The organism is Neobacillus sp. B24, from assembly GCF_055381825.1.
In genome coordinates this window covers 4,325,254-4,340,595 of record NZ_AP035777.1, presented here as the reverse complement: position 1 = coordinate 4,340,595, position 15,342 = coordinate 4,325,254, and the positions used below count along the sequence as shown (strand labels likewise).

Here is a 15,342-nt window from a genome sequence, read left to right as displayed (position 1 = left end):
AACAAAAGAAAAACCTCGGAAACAAGTTTCCGAGGTTTTTGTAACGATTATCTTGAGTAGAACTCAACGATGAATGTTTCGTTAATTTCAGCAGGTAATTCAGAACGCTCAGGTAAGCGAGTGAAAGTACCTTCTAATTTGTCAGCATCGAAAGTTAAATAATCAGGTACGAAGTTATTTACTTCGATTGCTTCTTTGATAACATCAAGGTTGCGTGACTTTTCACGAACGCTGATTGTTTGGCCAGGAAGTACACGGTATGATGGGATATCTACGCGAGACCCATTCACTAAAATGTGACCGTGGTTAACTAACTGACGTGCTGCACGACGAGTGCGAGCAAGACCTAAACGGTAAACAAGGTTGTCAAGGCGAGATTCAAGAAGAATCATGAAGTTTTCGCCGTGAACGCCGCTCATTTTGCCTGCTTTAACGAACAGGTTACGGAATTGGCGCTCGTTAACGCCATACATATGACGAAGCTTTTGCTTCTCTTGCAATTGCAATCCGTATTCAGAAAGCTTTTTGCGTTGGTTTGGACCATGTGGTCCTGGAGCGTAAGGACGCTTTTCTAATTCTTTACCTGTGCCGCTTAGAGAGATTCCAAGACGACGGGATAATTTCCAGCTTGGGCCGGTATAACGAGCCATGAAAGACTCCTCCTCTATTGTTTTTATTTTGTAAAATAAAAACCGCAGGAACATCCATTATAGCCATTTCGTTTTCATGCACCATCGCCCTAGCAGCAGAGGGTTACTCGATGCACCATCGCAAGAGTTACTTGTGAGGAACAAAATGAACGTATTAAAGTTGTCCACGTAGGCTGCAATATTTTACACAAAAAGTATTATATAATTTTTATACCTATTTAGTCAAGAATGTTTTTTGAATAAGAAATTGTGTAGCGATAAATATTAATTAATTTCAACTTTTATCTTCCAATTATACCCTAAATATAACTATAATTAGGATGTAATGTATATTTTTTGTAATGAGATGATTGATGCATATTAGGTGGAGATGACATGAATGTTGATGAGAAAGAACTTCGATTTCAACTAGAAAAATATAAAACATTATATCAAATATCGGAAAAACTTCACGCATTAATGAAAACGGAGCATGTACTAAGTGAATTATTTACGATACTGCGAGAAATCTATCCGAATCTTGACTATTATTTACTGCTTTCACAAGAAACTTATAGCCATAGTGACCTTCCAATTATGGAGTTTGATGATGACAGTGAAAATGTAACGGCAGTAAATGCTTATGTTTCAGGGAATTATCAAATCGAACAAGCACCGATGTCTAACCATTCCATTCTTTATGCCCCGTTAAAGGGAAAACAGGGGGTACACGGGGTCCTGCAGGTCATTGCACCAAATTCCTCGGAATTTCCTGAACATGAGATTGAATATCTTTTGTTATTGGCAAACAGTACAGGCAGCGCTTTTGAAAATGCCCGAAGCTATCAACAATCACAGCAACTTGTGGCCAATTTAACATTGCTGAATGAAACGTCCCAACGTTTAAATTCAAACATGCGATTATCAGAAACAATGACGTATATAACAGAACAAATTCAATCCCTATTTGATGCCCAGGAAATAGGTTATTTTCTGGTTTCTGAAGATCAAGTAAAAGTGAAAGTACTCCCCGGTTCAACCCCTTACTTTTTTTCGAAACAGGCACGCGTTTATTCCAATTACATAAAAGAAAAACTTCTTCATGAAAAAGATTCACTATTTTTTAGTGACATTAGTTTGAATCCAATAAAAAATGTAAAAAGCTTTCATTCAATTATGGCCATACCGCTGATTCGAAATGGGCTTGTTAGAGGCTTCGTTGTCGTCATGCACGAAGAGCCTTACTTCTTTTCGTTTGAATCCTTTCAGCTGTTACAGTCCTTGGCTCAAAATTCTTCGTTGGCGCTAATTAATACGATGCTGCGTGAGGAATTAAAGAAGATGGTGATCACCGATCATTTGACAAGATTGCATTCCCGAAATTACCTGGACGAGAAAATTGAGCAATCTATGAAAAAGGATATCGAAGGTTGCTTTATCCTGATTGATATTGACAATTTTAAAAAAATTAATGATACGCATGGCCATCAGGTTGGAGATAAATTGTTGATTCAAGTAGGCGGGATTATCAAATCTTACATCCGAAAAAATGATATTGGCGCACGCTGGGGTGGAGAGGAGTTGGCTATTTATTTGCCGAGAATCCCTTTAAGTGCCGGGGCGGAAATCGCCAGCAGGTTAGTAAAGGCAGTTGCCCATAATTCTATGCCTAAAATAACCATCTCATGTGGTGTATCTTATTGGCATAAAGACCAGCTTGATTCGTATCAGGCATTATTTAAACGTGCCGATGATGCACTTTATATGGCCAAGGGTACGGGGAAAAACAAGGTGGTAACGCAAGGTGACAATATAATGGCTGGATAAAGGACACTCATGATTCTATGGGTGTCTTTGTTTAAGCCGTTATCATATACTATATAAATTTGGGAGCGTTTACACTTGGGAGGAGAGGTTCATTTGGGAAAAAAGAATGCTCGGTTTGAAACAGAAGTGATTCATGCTGGTTATCAGAACGAGGAGCATCAAGGAAGTTTGGTACCGCCTATCTATCAAGCCTCCACCTTTACATTTCAAACTGCTGAGCTAGGGGAAAAGCGTTTTGCCGGACTGGAACAGGGCTATATTTACTCGCGTTTGGGCAATCCGACAGTAAAAGTTTTACAAGAAAGAATGGCTGTTCTCGAAAAAGGGGAGTCTGCCCTCGCGTTTTCATCTGGGATGGCGGCAGTCAGTGCGGTATTAGTCCAATTAACGAAGTCAGGAGATCATATTCTCTGTTCACAAGGAGTATATGGTTGTACCTTCGGACTGCTGCAGTTATTAAAGGAGAAGTATCATATTGACCACAGTTTTTCTGTAATGGATTCCCCAGAAACGATAGAAAGTCAAATACAGCCAAATACATCTTGTATTTACATTGAAACCCCAATTAATCCAACAATGAAGCTAGTTGATTTGAAGATGGCGGCGAGGGTGGCGAAAGAAAAAGGGATCCCAGTTGTTGTCGATAATACATTCTGTTCTCCTTACCTGCAAACCCCGCTTAAACTTGGTTGTGATATTGTTATTCACAGTGCAACCAAGTATATTTGTGGTCATGGTGATGTGATTGCCGGTATGGTTATTGGTAACGGGGAGTTTATTACCCATTTGGCAAAAAGTGTCCAGAAAGATATTGGCGGGATCATTTCTCCATTTGACGCCTGGCTTTTGCTGCGGGGAATCAAAACCTTGCCTGTCCGAATGGATCGCCATTGTGAGAATGCCAGAAAGCTATTTGAATTTTTGCGAAATCATTCAAAGGTTGAATGTATTTATTATCCCGGTGACCCGGAGCATCCCGATTATCCAATCATGAAAAATCAAATGAAGCAGCCTGGAGGGTTGATATCTTTTTCCGTTAAGGGAACAAAGGAAACAGCCCAGGAATTTATGAATCAATTACAGTTAATAAAAATTGCCGTAAGTTTGGGCGATTGTGAAACATTAATTCAGCATCCTGCGACGATGACCCATGCGGTTGTCCCAAAGGAAGAACGATTAAAGATGGGCATTTCAGAGACACTGCTAAGGCTTTCGGTTGGTCTCGAAGCATATGAAGACCTTCAGGCAGACTTAGAACAGGCATTGGAAAAAATATAAAGAAACTCGCCATCGACTGGCGAGTTTTCATTTTTATAAATGCTGTACTAAAATGTCAGCAAATTCTTCTAGCTTTGCCTGATCCAGTTCGTCAAAACGATCTTTTTCTGGTGAATCGATGTCCAATACCCCAATAATTTCTTCGCCTTTCACAAGCGGAATGACAATCTCTGATTGAGAGGCGGCGTCACAGGCAATATGTCCAGGGAATTGGTTAACATCGGCAATTCGCTGGGTTTCCCGCTTTGCTGCGGCTGTGCCGCATACCCCTTTTCCAACCGGGATTCTAATACAGGCTGGCAGACCCTGAAACGGACCTAACACCAATTCGCCCTCTTCCATTAAATAAAAGCCAACCCAATTGATTCGATCGAGAAATTGGTTCAATAAGGCTGCAGCATTGCTAAGATTGGCAATTTGATTTTTTTCATCGTGTATTAAAGCATGAAGCTGTTTTTTCAACAGTTCATAATTCTCTTCACGGTTTTCAGTGTATTTTTCGACGTTAAACATGGAAATTCCCCTTTCTTCAATAAGTTTTATAGTCCATTTTAGCAGAAAAAGAAGGAAAAGAGCAGACTTTGTCGACATTTTACTAAAGGATTCTTTAAAAACGCAAAGAATTTGTATGTTATGGGGATATTGATGTTCCAAAGGGGGAGATACAATGAAGACTAATGCAAAAGAAGAGATTGTAAAGGCTGCTATTTTGTTGTTTAATTCAAAAGGCTATTCTGGAACATCAATGAGGGACATTGCCAAAGCAGCCAAGGTTAATACAGCGACCATTGCCTATCATTTTGAAAATAAAGCCGGCCTGTTGGAATATTGCTTTACCTACTTTTTTGAGCAATATCTTGGCAGAATGGAAGAAGCCTTCCGTTATATTGATAAGGGGGCAAAAGCGTGTTTAAAGAAAGTTATCGCAGATTTGCTTCATTTTCAATGTCAAAATATCCAACTTGCGAGCTTTGTTTATCGGGAAATGTCAATTGATTCGCAAATGGTAAGAGAGATTATGTCAACCTATTCCCTGAAAGAAAAATACTATTTTCAAAAGATATTTGAACGGGGCTTTGAATGGAACGAGTTCCGGCCGCATTCCATCCCTTACCTAATTATTCAGCTAAAAGGGTTACTCATGATGCCGTTTAGTAATACTCATTATATGAGAGAAGTATTGTATGTTTTTCCAAATGAGCAATTCTTCGAACAAAAATATTTAAAAGAAATAAATCAATGGATTGAGCAGCTGCTATGTTCACAGATTCAGCCGAAAAAAGAAGCTGTCATAAAATAGAACATTAACCATGTCACCATAACAGGCACTCTCTGAGGAGTATCCACTCGGGGAAGTGCTTTTTTGCTTTTTAAACAATTTTTAAACCAATCTTTACAAAAAGATTTATTTTTATTTTCTTTTACAAAAAAATTGAAAATAATAGTCAAAAAATGTCGTTTACATGGTATCATTAAGGCATCGAATTAGAATACGACGAGATTTATTTAAAATAGATTGGATTACGTTTTTGTTCGGAATAGGGGGCATACAAGTGAAATTTATCATTGGGGTTTTTATCCTGATACTGGCCTTGTTTGTATTTGGATATTTAATTAAAAAGAAGCACTTTAAAGAAATGGATCGGCTTGAAGCATGGAAAATTGATTTATTTAACCGGCCGATACCGGATGAAATGTCTAAAGTCAAACAATTGAATATGACCGGACAAACGGAAGAACTGTTTGAGCACTGGCGGAATCAGTGGGATGATGTTGTAACAGTGAAACTTCCTGATTTGGAAGAAATGCTGTTTGATGCCGAAGAATACATAGACCGCTATCGGTTTAAAAAAGCAAAGGAAGTTCAACTACGAATCACTGAAAAACTGCAGGAAGCTGAAAATCAAGTAAAAGATATCTTGGAAGAGCTGCATGAGCTTGTTGGAAGTGAGGAGAAAAATAGGGTTGAAATAGAGCAATTAAAAGAGTTGTACCGGGAGTCAAAGAAGAACCTGCTCGCTCATCGTCACAGCTTTGGAAATTCAGAGAAGTCATTGGAAACAGCACTTGAAGGAGTAACACAAAAATTTCATGAGTATGAAGAAAAGACGGAACAGGGGAATTATCTTGAAGCACGTGAAGTCGTTCTTTGGATTCAAAATAAATTATCCACTGTTAAGAATCATATGGATGTGATTCCACAACTGTTAATTGAATGTCAATCATTGCTGCCAAATCAGTTGAGCGACGTCCTTTCCGGACATAAAGAAATGACAGAGCAAGGCTATTACTTAGAACATATTCATGTTGAAAAGGAAGTCAAACGGCTCGAAGAAAAGCTCAAGGAGTATTTGCTCCTTGTTGAAAAGGCAGATATTGACAATGCTTTAGAGGGAGTAAAAGAGGTTAAGCAAAGAATTGATATTTTGTTTGATTTACTGGAAAAAGAGGTTCATGCAAAGCATTTTGTTATGAAAAACGAACAGATAACCTCAAATCTGCTTGGAACGGCCGAAGCAGAAAATAAAAACTTGGCGAAGGAAGTCCTTCATGTTCAAGCCAGCTACCGTCTTTCAGATCAAGACTTGGAAACAATGATGAGTATGGAGAAGGAACTTGCTGCTGTTGATAAACGCTATGAAATTTTAATTGAAAAATTAAAGTTAAATCAAACAGCTCACTCCATTATTGGCGAGGAACTGAGTGAAATTAAGGAACAATTGGATATGATCCTCGATGAACAGAAAGACTTTGCCGAAAAGCTGCAAGCCTTACGGAAAGATGAATTAGAGGCAAGGGATAAGGTTAGAGAATTGACCAAAAAAGTGGGCGATACGCTCCGTCAGGTTCAAAAAGGGAATGTCCCAGGATTGCCGGAAGATTACAAGTACCTACTTGAAGATACAAATGAGAGTATCCAAAATGTTAAGTTACAGCTTGAGGAAAAGCCGCTAAATATTTCCGCTCTGAATCAATATTTGGAAATCGCCATGCTGACGGTTGAGAAACTAGTTAATACGACTACTGAACTGATTGAAAATGTCAAACTGGCGGAGCGGGCGATTCAATATGGAAATCGTTATCGTTCGCAATATCCATCAGTTGCCAGGGGATTAAACGAGGCAGAAAATGCATTCAGACAATATGACTACCTACGGGCACTAGAGGAGGCAGCTGCTTCCTTGGAGGGAATCGACCCAGAGGCATTAAAAAAAATAAAAACCACTACGGTAATACAATAATCTGATGAAAAGCCGATTTTATAAGTCGGTTTTTTTATTTTCCTTTTTCAACATAATATATTTGTGTTAAGATTTACTTCGATAAAGTGGCATATTTAGAAGGGTGACGACCATGATTTATTTTGATAATAGCGCTACAACGAAACCATATAAGGAAGTGTTAGATTCTTTTATAAAGGTATCAGGAGACTTTTTTGGAAATCCATCATCCTTGCATAGCTTCGGCGGACAGGCAGAGAAACTGCTGACCCAATCAAGGGAACAGGTTGCTAAGCTATTAGGTTCAAAGCCTGGCGAAATCTTTTTTACCTCTGGCGGTACGGAAAGCAATAATCTTGCTATCAAAGGAGCAGCATTCCAACATCGAAACAGAGGCCGTCATATTATCACAAGCAAAATTGAACATCCATCGGTTCGGGATGCGGCAGCACAGCTTGAATTGGAGGGCTTTGAGGTAACCTATCTGCCGGTAGATCAAAGCGGCAGGGTATCTTTATCGGCAGTTAAACAGGCAATCCGTAAAGATACGATCTTAATCTCAATCATGCACGTAAATAATGAAGTGGGAAGTATTCAGCCCATTGAGGAAATTGGTGAACTGTTACAGGATTATCCTACCATTATTTATCATGTAGATGCAGTGCAGGGGGTTGGCAAGATCCCTCTATCCCTTTCAAAAAGCAGAATCGATTTATGCTCAATATCAGCCCATAAATTTCATGGTTTAAAAGGAACCGGTGTCTTATATATTCGTGAAGGCATGAAACTAACACCGCTATTTTCCGGTGGAAATCAGGAACGCAGGTTAAGAAGTGGCACAGAAAATGTGGCGGGCTTCGTCTCGTTGGCCAAGGCGCTGCGATTAGTGATGATGAAGCGGGAAACTGGAGTAAAAACGCTGAAGAACATCCATACACTGCTTCGGAATGGGTTATCAAATATTGAAGGAATTACAATTAATACCCCGGTTGAGAATTTCGCACCGCATATACTGAATTTTTCCTTAAACGGAATTAAATCTGAAGTATTTATCCATGCTTTGGAACAAAGGGACATATTTGTCTCAACCACCAGCGCTTGTTCCTCGAAAAAGAAATTGCCGAGCAATACTTTGCTTGAGATGGGAATTTCCGAGGAATTGGCTGCGAGTGCAATTAGGATAAGCCTTTCATTTGAAAATACCGAACAAGAAGCAATTCAAGTCATTAGAGCTATTGAGCAAACAGTAAATCAATTGGGAAAGGTAATGAAAAAATGAATTATGACCGCATTTTAATCCGTTACGGTGAGATTTCTACAAAGGGAAGAAACCGAAACAAATTTGTTGATAAGTTAAGAAAGAGCGTCCGCATAGCCTTAACATCGTTTCCAAACATAAAAATTGAGGCAAGCAGGGACCGGATGTATGTATTATTAAATGGTGAAAATGGGATAGAAATTATTGAAAAATTAAAGAATATATTTGGGATTCAATCCTTCAGTCCTGCCATCAAGGTCGAAAAAGATATAGAAATCTTAAAGCAGGCTTCATTGGAGCTGGTAAAATCCCTGTATGAATCCGGGAACACCTTTAAGGTGACAGCGAAAAGGTCGGACAAAACTTTTGAACTAAATACCGATGAGACCAACCATACAATCGGGGGACACCTGCTGCAAAACATTCCTAATTTAAAGGTCGACGTCAGAAATCCGGATATTAACCTGCGGATTGAAATCCGAAAGGAAGCTATTTATCTGTCATGTGAGACCATCCAAGGAGCTGGGGGGCTTCCACTTGGGTCTAGCGGGAGAGCCATGCTGATGCTATCAGGCGGGATTGACAGCCCTGTGGCAGCTTATATGGCCATGAGACGGGGAGTTGAGGTGGAAGCAGTCCACTTTTTTAGCCCGCCGTTTACGAGCGAACGGGCAAAAGAAAAGGTTATTGACCTGTGCAAAAAATTGGCTGAAATCAGTGGAGGTTCCATGAAACTTCATATTGTTCATTTCACTGATATTCAGCAGGCGATTCGGGAGCAGGTTCCTGAAAATTATACGATGACTTCAACAAGAAGAATGATGCTGAAAATTACTGATGAAATTCGTGCAAAGCAAGAAGGACTTGCAATCATAACTGGAGAGAATCTTGGGCAGGTTGCAAGCCAAACGCTTGAAAGCATGTATGCAATAAATGAGGTAACAAATACACCTATTTTGCGCCCCTTGATTTCGATGGACAAAACAGATATTATTAAAATCGCGAGTGAAATTGACACACTCGATATTTCCAATCGTCCGTATGAAGATTGCTGCACGATCTTTGTCCCGGCTTCACCAAAAACAAAACCGAAGCGGGAAAAAGTAAGCCAATATGAGAGTTATTTTGATTTTGAACCCCTAATTAACCAAGCGGTAGAAGAAGTTGAAACGCTTCAAATAAAACCGGATTGGAAATCAGAATCGGAATTTGACTTGTTCTAAATGAAACGAACAGCCAAGTGATATTTCCTTTGCTATTTGTGAGTTTTTTGTGAATAATTACCAATTTTTATTTCGAATGAAGCTATGACAATCTACACATTCTATACTCACAAGGAGGTGAGTATAGATGGCTAACAACAACAACAATAACCAATTACTAGTTCAAGGTGCTCAACAAGCACTAGACCAAATGAAATATGAAATTGCTCAAGAATTTGGTGTAAACCTTGGTGCTGACACTACTTCACGCGCTAACGGATCTGTTGGTGGTGAGATCACCAAGCGTCTTGTATCAATGGCTGAATCACAATTAGGCGGCGGATTTTCTCGTTAATTAAAAAAGAATATAATGGCTACTGAGAGGGCGGAATTTTTTCCGCTCTCTCTTTTTATTTTGCGTGAAAAGTCTTATAATTAGTACTAGGTAATAATAGCAAATATAAATTTAAAAATGGAGGGGAAGTAGGATGAAACGGGAAGATTTAATTGCGCCTGAAAAGTACAATCTTGTGGCAGAAGTAGAGCAATTTGCAAAAGACCCAAGCAAAGTGGCGTTAAAATGGGAAAATGAGTCTGGCGAAACAAAGCAGGTTACATATGAGCAATTATTAAAACAAGTTAACCAGACGGGTAATGTCTTTGTAAACAATGGCTTGGCAAAAGGCGATGTTGTTCTGGTGATTGTCCCTCGTCTGATTGAAGCATATGTTGTCTATTTAGCTGCACTGAAGGCAGGAATGGTTGTTATTCCTAGTTCAGAAATGCTCCGGGAGAAGGATCTTCAATACAGGATTACTCATGGTGATGTAAAGGCGATCGTCAGCTATTATCCATATGTAAACCAATTTACAAATATTAAGGAATCAGAACAATTGGCAAAGTTTACAATTGGTGGACCTGAAACAGGCTGGATTCATTTGGATGAGGAAATGAAACAGGCCTCAGATAAATTTTCATTGGCCAATACTCATAGAGACGATATGGCATTTTTATCATATACCTCTGGAACGACTGGAAATCCAAAAGGGGTCGTTCACACACATGGTTGGGCATTCGCACACCTTAGAACTGCCGCAGCTAAATGGCTTTGTATCGAAGAAAGTGATACTGTTTGGGCGACTGCCGGTCCAGGATGGCAAAAGTGGATATGGAGTCCATTCTTATCCGTTCTAGGCTCAGGGGCAACTGGTTTCGTCTACAATGGTAAGTTTGAACCAAAGACGTACTTGAAACTGCTGCAAAAATATGATGTTAATGTCCTTTGCTGTACACCGACAGAATATCGATTGATGGCAAAGGTAGATAATTTGGCTGACTATCATTTGCCAAACCTTCATAGTGCTGTGTCGGCTGGGGAGCCTCTCAACCGTGAAGTCATTGATACATTCAGAAGGTATTTTAATATTGATGTCCGCGACGGCTATGGCCAAACCGAAAATACCCTCCTTGTCGGAGTTACCAAGGGAATGGAGCTTAAACCAGGCTCAATGGGCAAGCCAACCCCAGGGAACAGGGTAGAAATCATTAATGACGAAGGTCAGGTTTGTGCCGTTGGTGAAGTAGGGGATATTGCCGTGCACATGGAAACTCCGGCACTGTTTAAAAATTATTATAAGGATCCGGAGAGAACTGCGATGCAATTCCGCGGCGATTATTATGTTACCGGTGATAAAGCAAAAAGGGATGAGGACGGGTACTTCTGGTTCGAGGGGCGCGGTGATGATATCATCATAAGCTCGGGCTATACAATTGGACCATTCGAAGTGGAGGATGCATTAGTCAAACACCCGTATGTAAAGGAATGTGCGGTGGTGGCGAGTCCGGATGAAATCCGCGGCTTTATCGTAAAGGCCTTTGTTGTATTACAAGAGGGTGTGGATTCGACTGACCTGGAGTTGACAAAAACCTTACAGGAGCATGTTAAATCATTAACCGCACCATACAAATATCCGAGAAAAATAGAGTACTTGGAGGAGCTTCCAAAAACAACTTCAGGGAAGATCCGCAGAATCGAATTACGCCAGCAGGAATTGGCTGCAACAAAAAAATAATCAAATGGGAGAAATCGGTAACAGTGCCGATTTCTTTTTTACTTCGAAAAAGCAAAATTCTCCCCCAAATACTATATTTCCATGTATAATAGAAAATATTTCGTGACTAGAAAGAAGAGGGGCTAAGGGGAAAATGAAAAAAAGCGAAACGCAACTGGGGGCAATTTATGCCGCCTTTTCCTATTTACTTTGGGGCTTGCTGCCGATTTATTGGAAGCTTTTAAATACCGTCCAGGCAAAGGAAATTCTCGCTAACCGGGTATTTTGGTCATTTATCTTTATGTTGTTAATCCTTGTTTTGACTAAAAAATGGGGATTGTTTGTGGAAACTCTGAAGGGATTTGCACAAAATAAGAAACAGATGTATGCATTAATTGCCGCTTCCATTCTTATCAGCATCAATTGGTTTGTCTATATTTGGGCTGTCAATAACGGTCATATGATTGAAACAAGTCTTGGCTATTATATCAATCCGCTTATCAGCATCTTGTTGGGGATGATTGTCCTTAAGGAGAAATTGTCGGTTTATCAGTATATCTCTTTCGGTTTGGCGGCAATCGGAGTGCTGATCATTACCGTCTCCCACGGGAATTTTCCATGGGTGGCAATTGTCTTGGCATTATCATTTGGTGTGTATGGATTGGTTAAAAAGCTTATAAATGTGGATTCAGCAGTCGGTTTGACTCTTGAAACTCTGGTCGTGACACCAATTGCTGCCATCTACATGATTTTTCTATTTGTAAAAGGAAGCAGTTCTTTTTTGGAAACGAGCGTTGAGACCAATCTCTTGTTAATCGGTGCGGGTGCTGCCACAGCCGTGCCGCTGCTTTATTTTGCCAAAGGAGCGCAAAAAATTCCGCTGTCGCTGCTTGGTTTTCTGCAGTATATCGCTCCTACAATAACATTACTTTTGGGGATATTTGTTTATAATGAGCACTTTTCAAAAGTGCAGCTGTTGTCCTTCATCTTCATTTGGTCAGCACTGACAATCTATTCACTTTCAAAAACAAAATTATTTGCCCAAATAGAATTTAAATGGCGCAAACAAAAAACCTTATCCTAAATTGTACAGTTACCCCCTAGAGTTGGACTTTCAGTCCAACTCTAGGGTGGTTTTTGTTTTATTGGGAAATTAAATTACATGACTAATTAATTTAAATAAAATAAAGACTGTCGTAAGTTCTCGACAGCCTGACCTTATCTTGTAGGAAAAGGGGTTTTTTCCTGTTTATAGGAACGTTCTCTTTACTTTTTCCCAGAACGAGTTATCCCTCAGCTTTAATGTTTTTAATTTCTTATCACTAAGACGAACATTTATATTGTCAACATAACGAATGCTCAATGCTTCATTATCCATTCCCATAGTCGGGTAATCATTACCTTCAGGAACGACTTTAAGGGTAAGGCTTCGCTCACCGCTTAAAATAAAAGAAGAGCCAAGTGTTCGATATCGATTATTGTTAATAGAGGCAATCTCACTGACTTGCAAACACGGAAGCAGCGGGTCGACAACTGCACCCTTTACTGATTTATTATAAGCAGAGCTTCCGGTCGGAGTGGAAACAATTAATCCATCGCCACGGAAGGTTTCGAAATGAAGCTGATCAATAAATACATCAATGACCAATGTTTTAATAATTGACGAATTGATACTGAATTCGTTTAAACAGGTAAAGGTACCTTGTTGGTCGACGGAAACCTCAATCAACGGATAACGCCGCACCTCCAGCTGCTCATTTTGCATGGCATTAATCATATTGGATGTTTCGCCAATTCGAAAATCACAATACATATTTAGGTTATTTGTTGTGGATATCCCCATATAAAGGCAATCATCACGAAAACCTGTTTTTCGTACTGCCTGAAGAAATGCCCCATCATTGCCAATACTGGCAATAATGTTTGCCTCTCTATAGTCATCCACAATGGTAAAACCATAGCGTTCTGTTGCTTCAAATAATGGCTCGGCTTTTGCGAGCATCTCGGCATCATGTTTATAAGAATAGTAAACATTACGTCTTTCTGGCATATTTGGAACCTCCTGTAAACAGATAAAAAAAATGTTTCCAATTTTCCCATTCGAAAATCAAATTTTGTTCGCTAATAGTAAAATCAACTACGCGTCTGTCTTCGTCCTAACGGACTCGCCAATCGGCGAGTTTTCATTTAAAATTATGATAGTCTTCAAATTAGTTTAGCATTTTTTTGAAACAATATGAAAGGAATGTTACTTTTACAGAGCAGACAAAAAGAGGGGGAATAAATGTGAACGGAAAACGGTGGGCCGCTTTAGGAATTGCCGCGGCATTATTTTTTGTTTCAGTTGTCATCAATCTGTTATCGTCCTTTGCCTTTAAAGGATTTCAAACTGATTTCACTGAATTGATGGCAGCTGCAGAGGAACCATTTACAGAAGAGGTTGTTGAAGAGGGAAATGAATTAAAGAAAATTGTTATCCTAGATGTGGATGGTGTTATTCAGGATACGGGAGAAGCAGAATCATTATTTGCTGATTCCTCCTATAACCATCAGGCCTTTATGAAAAAGCTTAACCTGATTAAGGAGGATGACTCAGTTAAAGGAGTAATTGTCAGAGTTAACTCTCCAGGCGGCGGTGTTGTGGAGAGTGCGGAGATTCACGACAAATTGAAGGAAATCACGAAGCAAAGCAAGAAACCTGTTTACATTTCAATGGGGTCAATGGCTGCTTCTGGAGGCTACTATATATCAACTGCAGCCAGCAAGATTTACGCCAGTCCGGAAACGTTGACAGGCAGCCTTGGAGTCATCATGGAGGGCATTAATTATCAAGGGCTTGCCGATAAGTATGGTGTTGATTTTGTCACGATTAAAAGCGGAAAATATAAGGATATTATGAGTCCTTCACGGGAAATGACTGAGGAAGAACGGCAAATCCTGCAAAAAATGGTGGACAACTCATATGAAGGATTTGTCAAAGTGATTTCCGAAGGCCGCGGGATGAGCGTAGACCAAGTAAAGCAAATTGCCGATGGCCGGGTTTATGACGGCCGTCAGGCAAAGGAACTTAATCTAATTGATGGTTTCGGTTACCTGGATGATGTCATTTCGGAGATGAAACAGAATGAAAAGCTAAAAGGTGCCCAAGTCGTCCGGTATACCGAAGAACTTGGTTTCGGCTCGCTTTTCAAGATACAAACAAAAAAGTGGCTTGGTGAAAGCGCCGAAATGGCCGGTCTAATGAAGGTTCTCTCCAAACCAAATTCACCGCGGCTGATGTATCTGTACGCGGAGTAGGGGGGAGGAATAAGATGGAACCAAAAGAAAATATACCTGAAGCACCAGAAAGTACCGCTGAATTTGAAAATGAGCGGGTGAAACCTATAGGGCAAGAACATCATCCTGATGAGGAAATCGACTCCCAGTTGCGGCCAGCTCAACTATGGCCTGTACGATACGCTGGATTTTGGATGCGGTTTTGGGCATTCCTGCTGGACCTGATTGTGGTCGGGAGTATTGAACGCATTCTGGTCAATCCTTTGTTTAGATTGCTTGATATCTCCTTGACTGCAGAAAATATGTTTGCTCCTGTCTCAATTGCTTCCGCAGTGGTATTTTATTCATATTTTGTATTAATGACCAGATACTTTAACCAAACACTGGGCAAGATGGTATTTGGCATAAAAGTCGTTGACCTGAACCAACAAAAGCTAACGTGGGGGACCGTCCTGTTTCGTGAGTGGATTGGCAGGTTTATCTCCGCCACAATTGTTGTCGGGTATGTCATTGTTGCATTTCTGCCTAAAAAACAAGGCTTGCATGATTTATTTACGGATACAACAGTTGTCCATACAGACTAGATATTTAAACCTGCCG

14 protein-coding genes are annotated in these 15,342 nt (G+C 39.9%); 11 read left to right on the top strand and 3 right to left on the bottom strand.

What is annotated here, in order from left to right; genetic code table 11:
* Positions 1–47: 47 nt before the first annotated feature.
* Positions 48–650, bottom strand: a complete 603-nt coding sequence (rpsD, locus tag ACZ43M_RS21570) for a 30S ribosomal protein S4 (protein WP_464504565.1) — start codon at positions 648–650, stop codon at positions 48–50.
* Positions 651–1,025: 375 nt separating this feature from the next.
* Between rpsD and ACZ43M_RS21565 the strand changes: the two genes are divergently transcribed.
* Both ACZ43M_RS21565 and megL read left to right on the top strand, forming a co-directional pair.
* The gene (locus ACZ43M_RS21565) at positions 1,026–2,456 is read left to right on the top strand and encodes a sensor domain-containing diguanylate cyclase (RefSeq protein ID WP_464504564.1); all 1,431 of its coding nucleotides are present in this window, start codon (positions 1,026–1,028) and stop codon (positions 2,454–2,456) included.
* Positions 2,457–2,549: 93 nt separating this feature from the next.
* Positions 2,550–3,734, top strand: coding sequence for a methionine gamma-lyase (megL, locus tag ACZ43M_RS21560; RefSeq protein ID WP_464504563.1), 1,185 nt, complete (start codon positions 2,550–2,552; stop codon positions 3,732–3,734).
* A gap of 33 nt (positions 3,735–3,767) precedes the next feature.
* Here the strand turns inward: megL and ACZ43M_RS21555 are convergent, their stop codons facing one another.
* Complete coding sequence (locus ACZ43M_RS21555) at positions 3,768–4,247, bottom strand: GAF domain-containing protein (RefSeq protein WP_464504562.1); 480 nt, start codon at positions 4,245–4,247, stop codon at positions 3,768–3,770.
* A gap of 154 nt (positions 4,248–4,401) precedes the next feature.
* On the opposite strand from ACZ43M_RS21555, the gene refZ reads away from it, so the two are divergent.
* From refZ to rarD, 7 genes are all read left to right on the top strand, one after another.
* Positions 4,402–5,034 (top strand): forespore capture DNA-binding protein RefZ, encoded by a 633-nt coding sequence (gene refZ, locus ACZ43M_RS21550; RefSeq protein WP_464504561.1) that lies wholly within the window; start codon positions 4,402–4,404, stop codon positions 5,032–5,034.
* 253 nt (positions 5,035–5,287) lie between these two features.
* Positions 5,288–6,976 (top strand): septation ring formation regulator EzrA, encoded by a 1,689-nt coding sequence (gene ezrA / locus ACZ43M_RS21545; RefSeq protein WP_464504560.1) that lies wholly within the window; start codon positions 5,288–5,290, stop codon positions 6,974–6,976.
* 112 nt (positions 6,977–7,088) lie between these two features.
* Positions 7,089–8,234 (top strand): cysteine desulfurase family protein, encoded by a 1,146-nt coding sequence (locus tag ACZ43M_RS21540; RefSeq protein ID WP_464504559.1) that lies wholly within the window; start codon positions 7,089–7,091, stop codon positions 8,232–8,234.
* On the top strand, positions 8,231–9,436 hold the full coding sequence (gene thiI, locus ACZ43M_RS21535; RefSeq protein WP_464504558.1) for a tRNA uracil 4-sulfurtransferase ThiI: 1,206 nt from the start codon (positions 8,231–8,233) through the stop codon (positions 9,434–9,436). Before ACZ43M_RS21540 ends, thiI begins: the two co-directional genes overlap by 4 nt.
* A gap of 127 nt (positions 9,437–9,563) precedes the next feature.
* On the top strand, positions 9,564–9,770 hold the full coding sequence (locus tag ACZ43M_RS21530) for a small, acid-soluble spore protein, alpha/beta type (protein WP_464504557.1): 207 nt from the start codon (positions 9,564–9,566) through the stop codon (positions 9,768–9,770).
* A gap of 133 nt (positions 9,771–9,903) precedes the next feature.
* Positions 9,904–11,487 (top strand): acyl-CoA synthetase MbcS, encoded by a 1,584-nt coding sequence (mbcS, locus tag ACZ43M_RS21525; RefSeq protein WP_464504556.1) that lies wholly within the window; start codon positions 9,904–9,906, stop codon positions 11,485–11,487.
* Between the two features lie 133 nt (positions 11,488–11,620).
* Positions 11,621–12,550 (top strand): EamA family transporter RarD, encoded by a 930-nt coding sequence (rarD, locus tag ACZ43M_RS21520; protein WP_464504555.1) that lies wholly within the window; start codon positions 11,621–11,623, stop codon positions 12,548–12,550.
* A gap of 165 nt (positions 12,551–12,715) precedes the next feature.
* Here rarD and ACZ43M_RS21515 read toward each other — a convergent pair whose 3' ends face one another.
* A complete protein-coding gene (locus ACZ43M_RS21515; protein ID WP_464504554.1) occupies positions 12,716–13,516 on the bottom strand; it encodes an NAD kinase in 801 nt (266 codons plus the stop codon).
* A gap of 236 nt (positions 13,517–13,752) precedes the next feature.
* On the opposite strand from ACZ43M_RS21515, the gene sppA reads away from it, so the two are divergent.
* Together sppA and ACZ43M_RS21505 are read left to right on the top strand one after the other, a co-directional pair.
* On the top strand, positions 13,753–14,763 hold the full coding sequence (gene sppA, locus ACZ43M_RS21510) for a signal peptide peptidase SppA (protein ID WP_464504553.1): 1,011 nt from the start codon (positions 13,753–13,755) through the stop codon (positions 14,761–14,763).
* 14 nt (positions 14,764–14,777) lie between these two features.
* A complete protein-coding gene (locus ACZ43M_RS21505) occupies positions 14,778–15,326 on the top strand; it encodes an RDD family protein (protein ID WP_464504552.1) in 549 nt (182 codons plus the stop codon).
* Positions 15,327–15,342 lie beyond the last annotated feature (16 nt).

Coding starts and splice junctions, on each gene's coding strand:
- ACZ43M_RS21515 (WP_464504554.1), bottom strand. CDS start 13,516: ATGCCAGAAAGACGTAATGTTTACTATTCTTATAAACATGATGCCGAG.
- refZ (WP_464504561.1), top strand. CDS start 4,402: ATGAAGACTAATGCAAAAGAAGAGATTGTAAAGGCTGCTATTTTGTTG.
- rarD (WP_464504555.1), top strand. CDS start 11,621: ATGAAAAAAAGCGAAACGCAACTGGGGGCAATTTATGCCGCCTTTTCC.
- ACZ43M_RS21540 (WP_464504559.1), top strand. CDS start 7,089: ATGATTTATTTTGATAATAGCGCTACAACGAAACCATATAAGGAAGTG.
- mbcS (WP_464504556.1), top strand. CDS start 9,904: ATGAAACGGGAAGATTTAATTGCGCCTGAAAAGTACAATCTTGTGGCA.
- ACZ43M_RS21530 (WP_464504557.1), top strand. CDS start 9,564: ATGGCTAACAACAACAACAATAACCAATTACTAGTTCAAGGTGCTCAA.
- ACZ43M_RS21555 (WP_464504562.1), bottom strand. CDS start 4,247: ATGTTTAACGTCGAAAAATACACTGAAAACCGTGAAGAGAATTATGAA.
- thiI (WP_464504558.1), top strand. CDS start 8,231: ATGAATTATGACCGCATTTTAATCCGTTACGGTGAGATTTCTACAAAG.
- ACZ43M_RS21505 (WP_464504552.1), top strand. CDS start 14,778: ATGGAACCAAAAGAAAATATACCTGAAGCACCAGAAAGTACCGCTGAA.
- ACZ43M_RS21565 (WP_464504564.1), top strand. CDS start 1,026: ATGAATGTTGATGAGAAAGAACTTCGATTTCAACTAGAAAAATATAAA.
- rpsD (WP_464504565.1), bottom strand. CDS start 650: ATGGCTCGTTATACCGGCCCAAGCTGGAAATTATCCCGTCGTCTTGGA.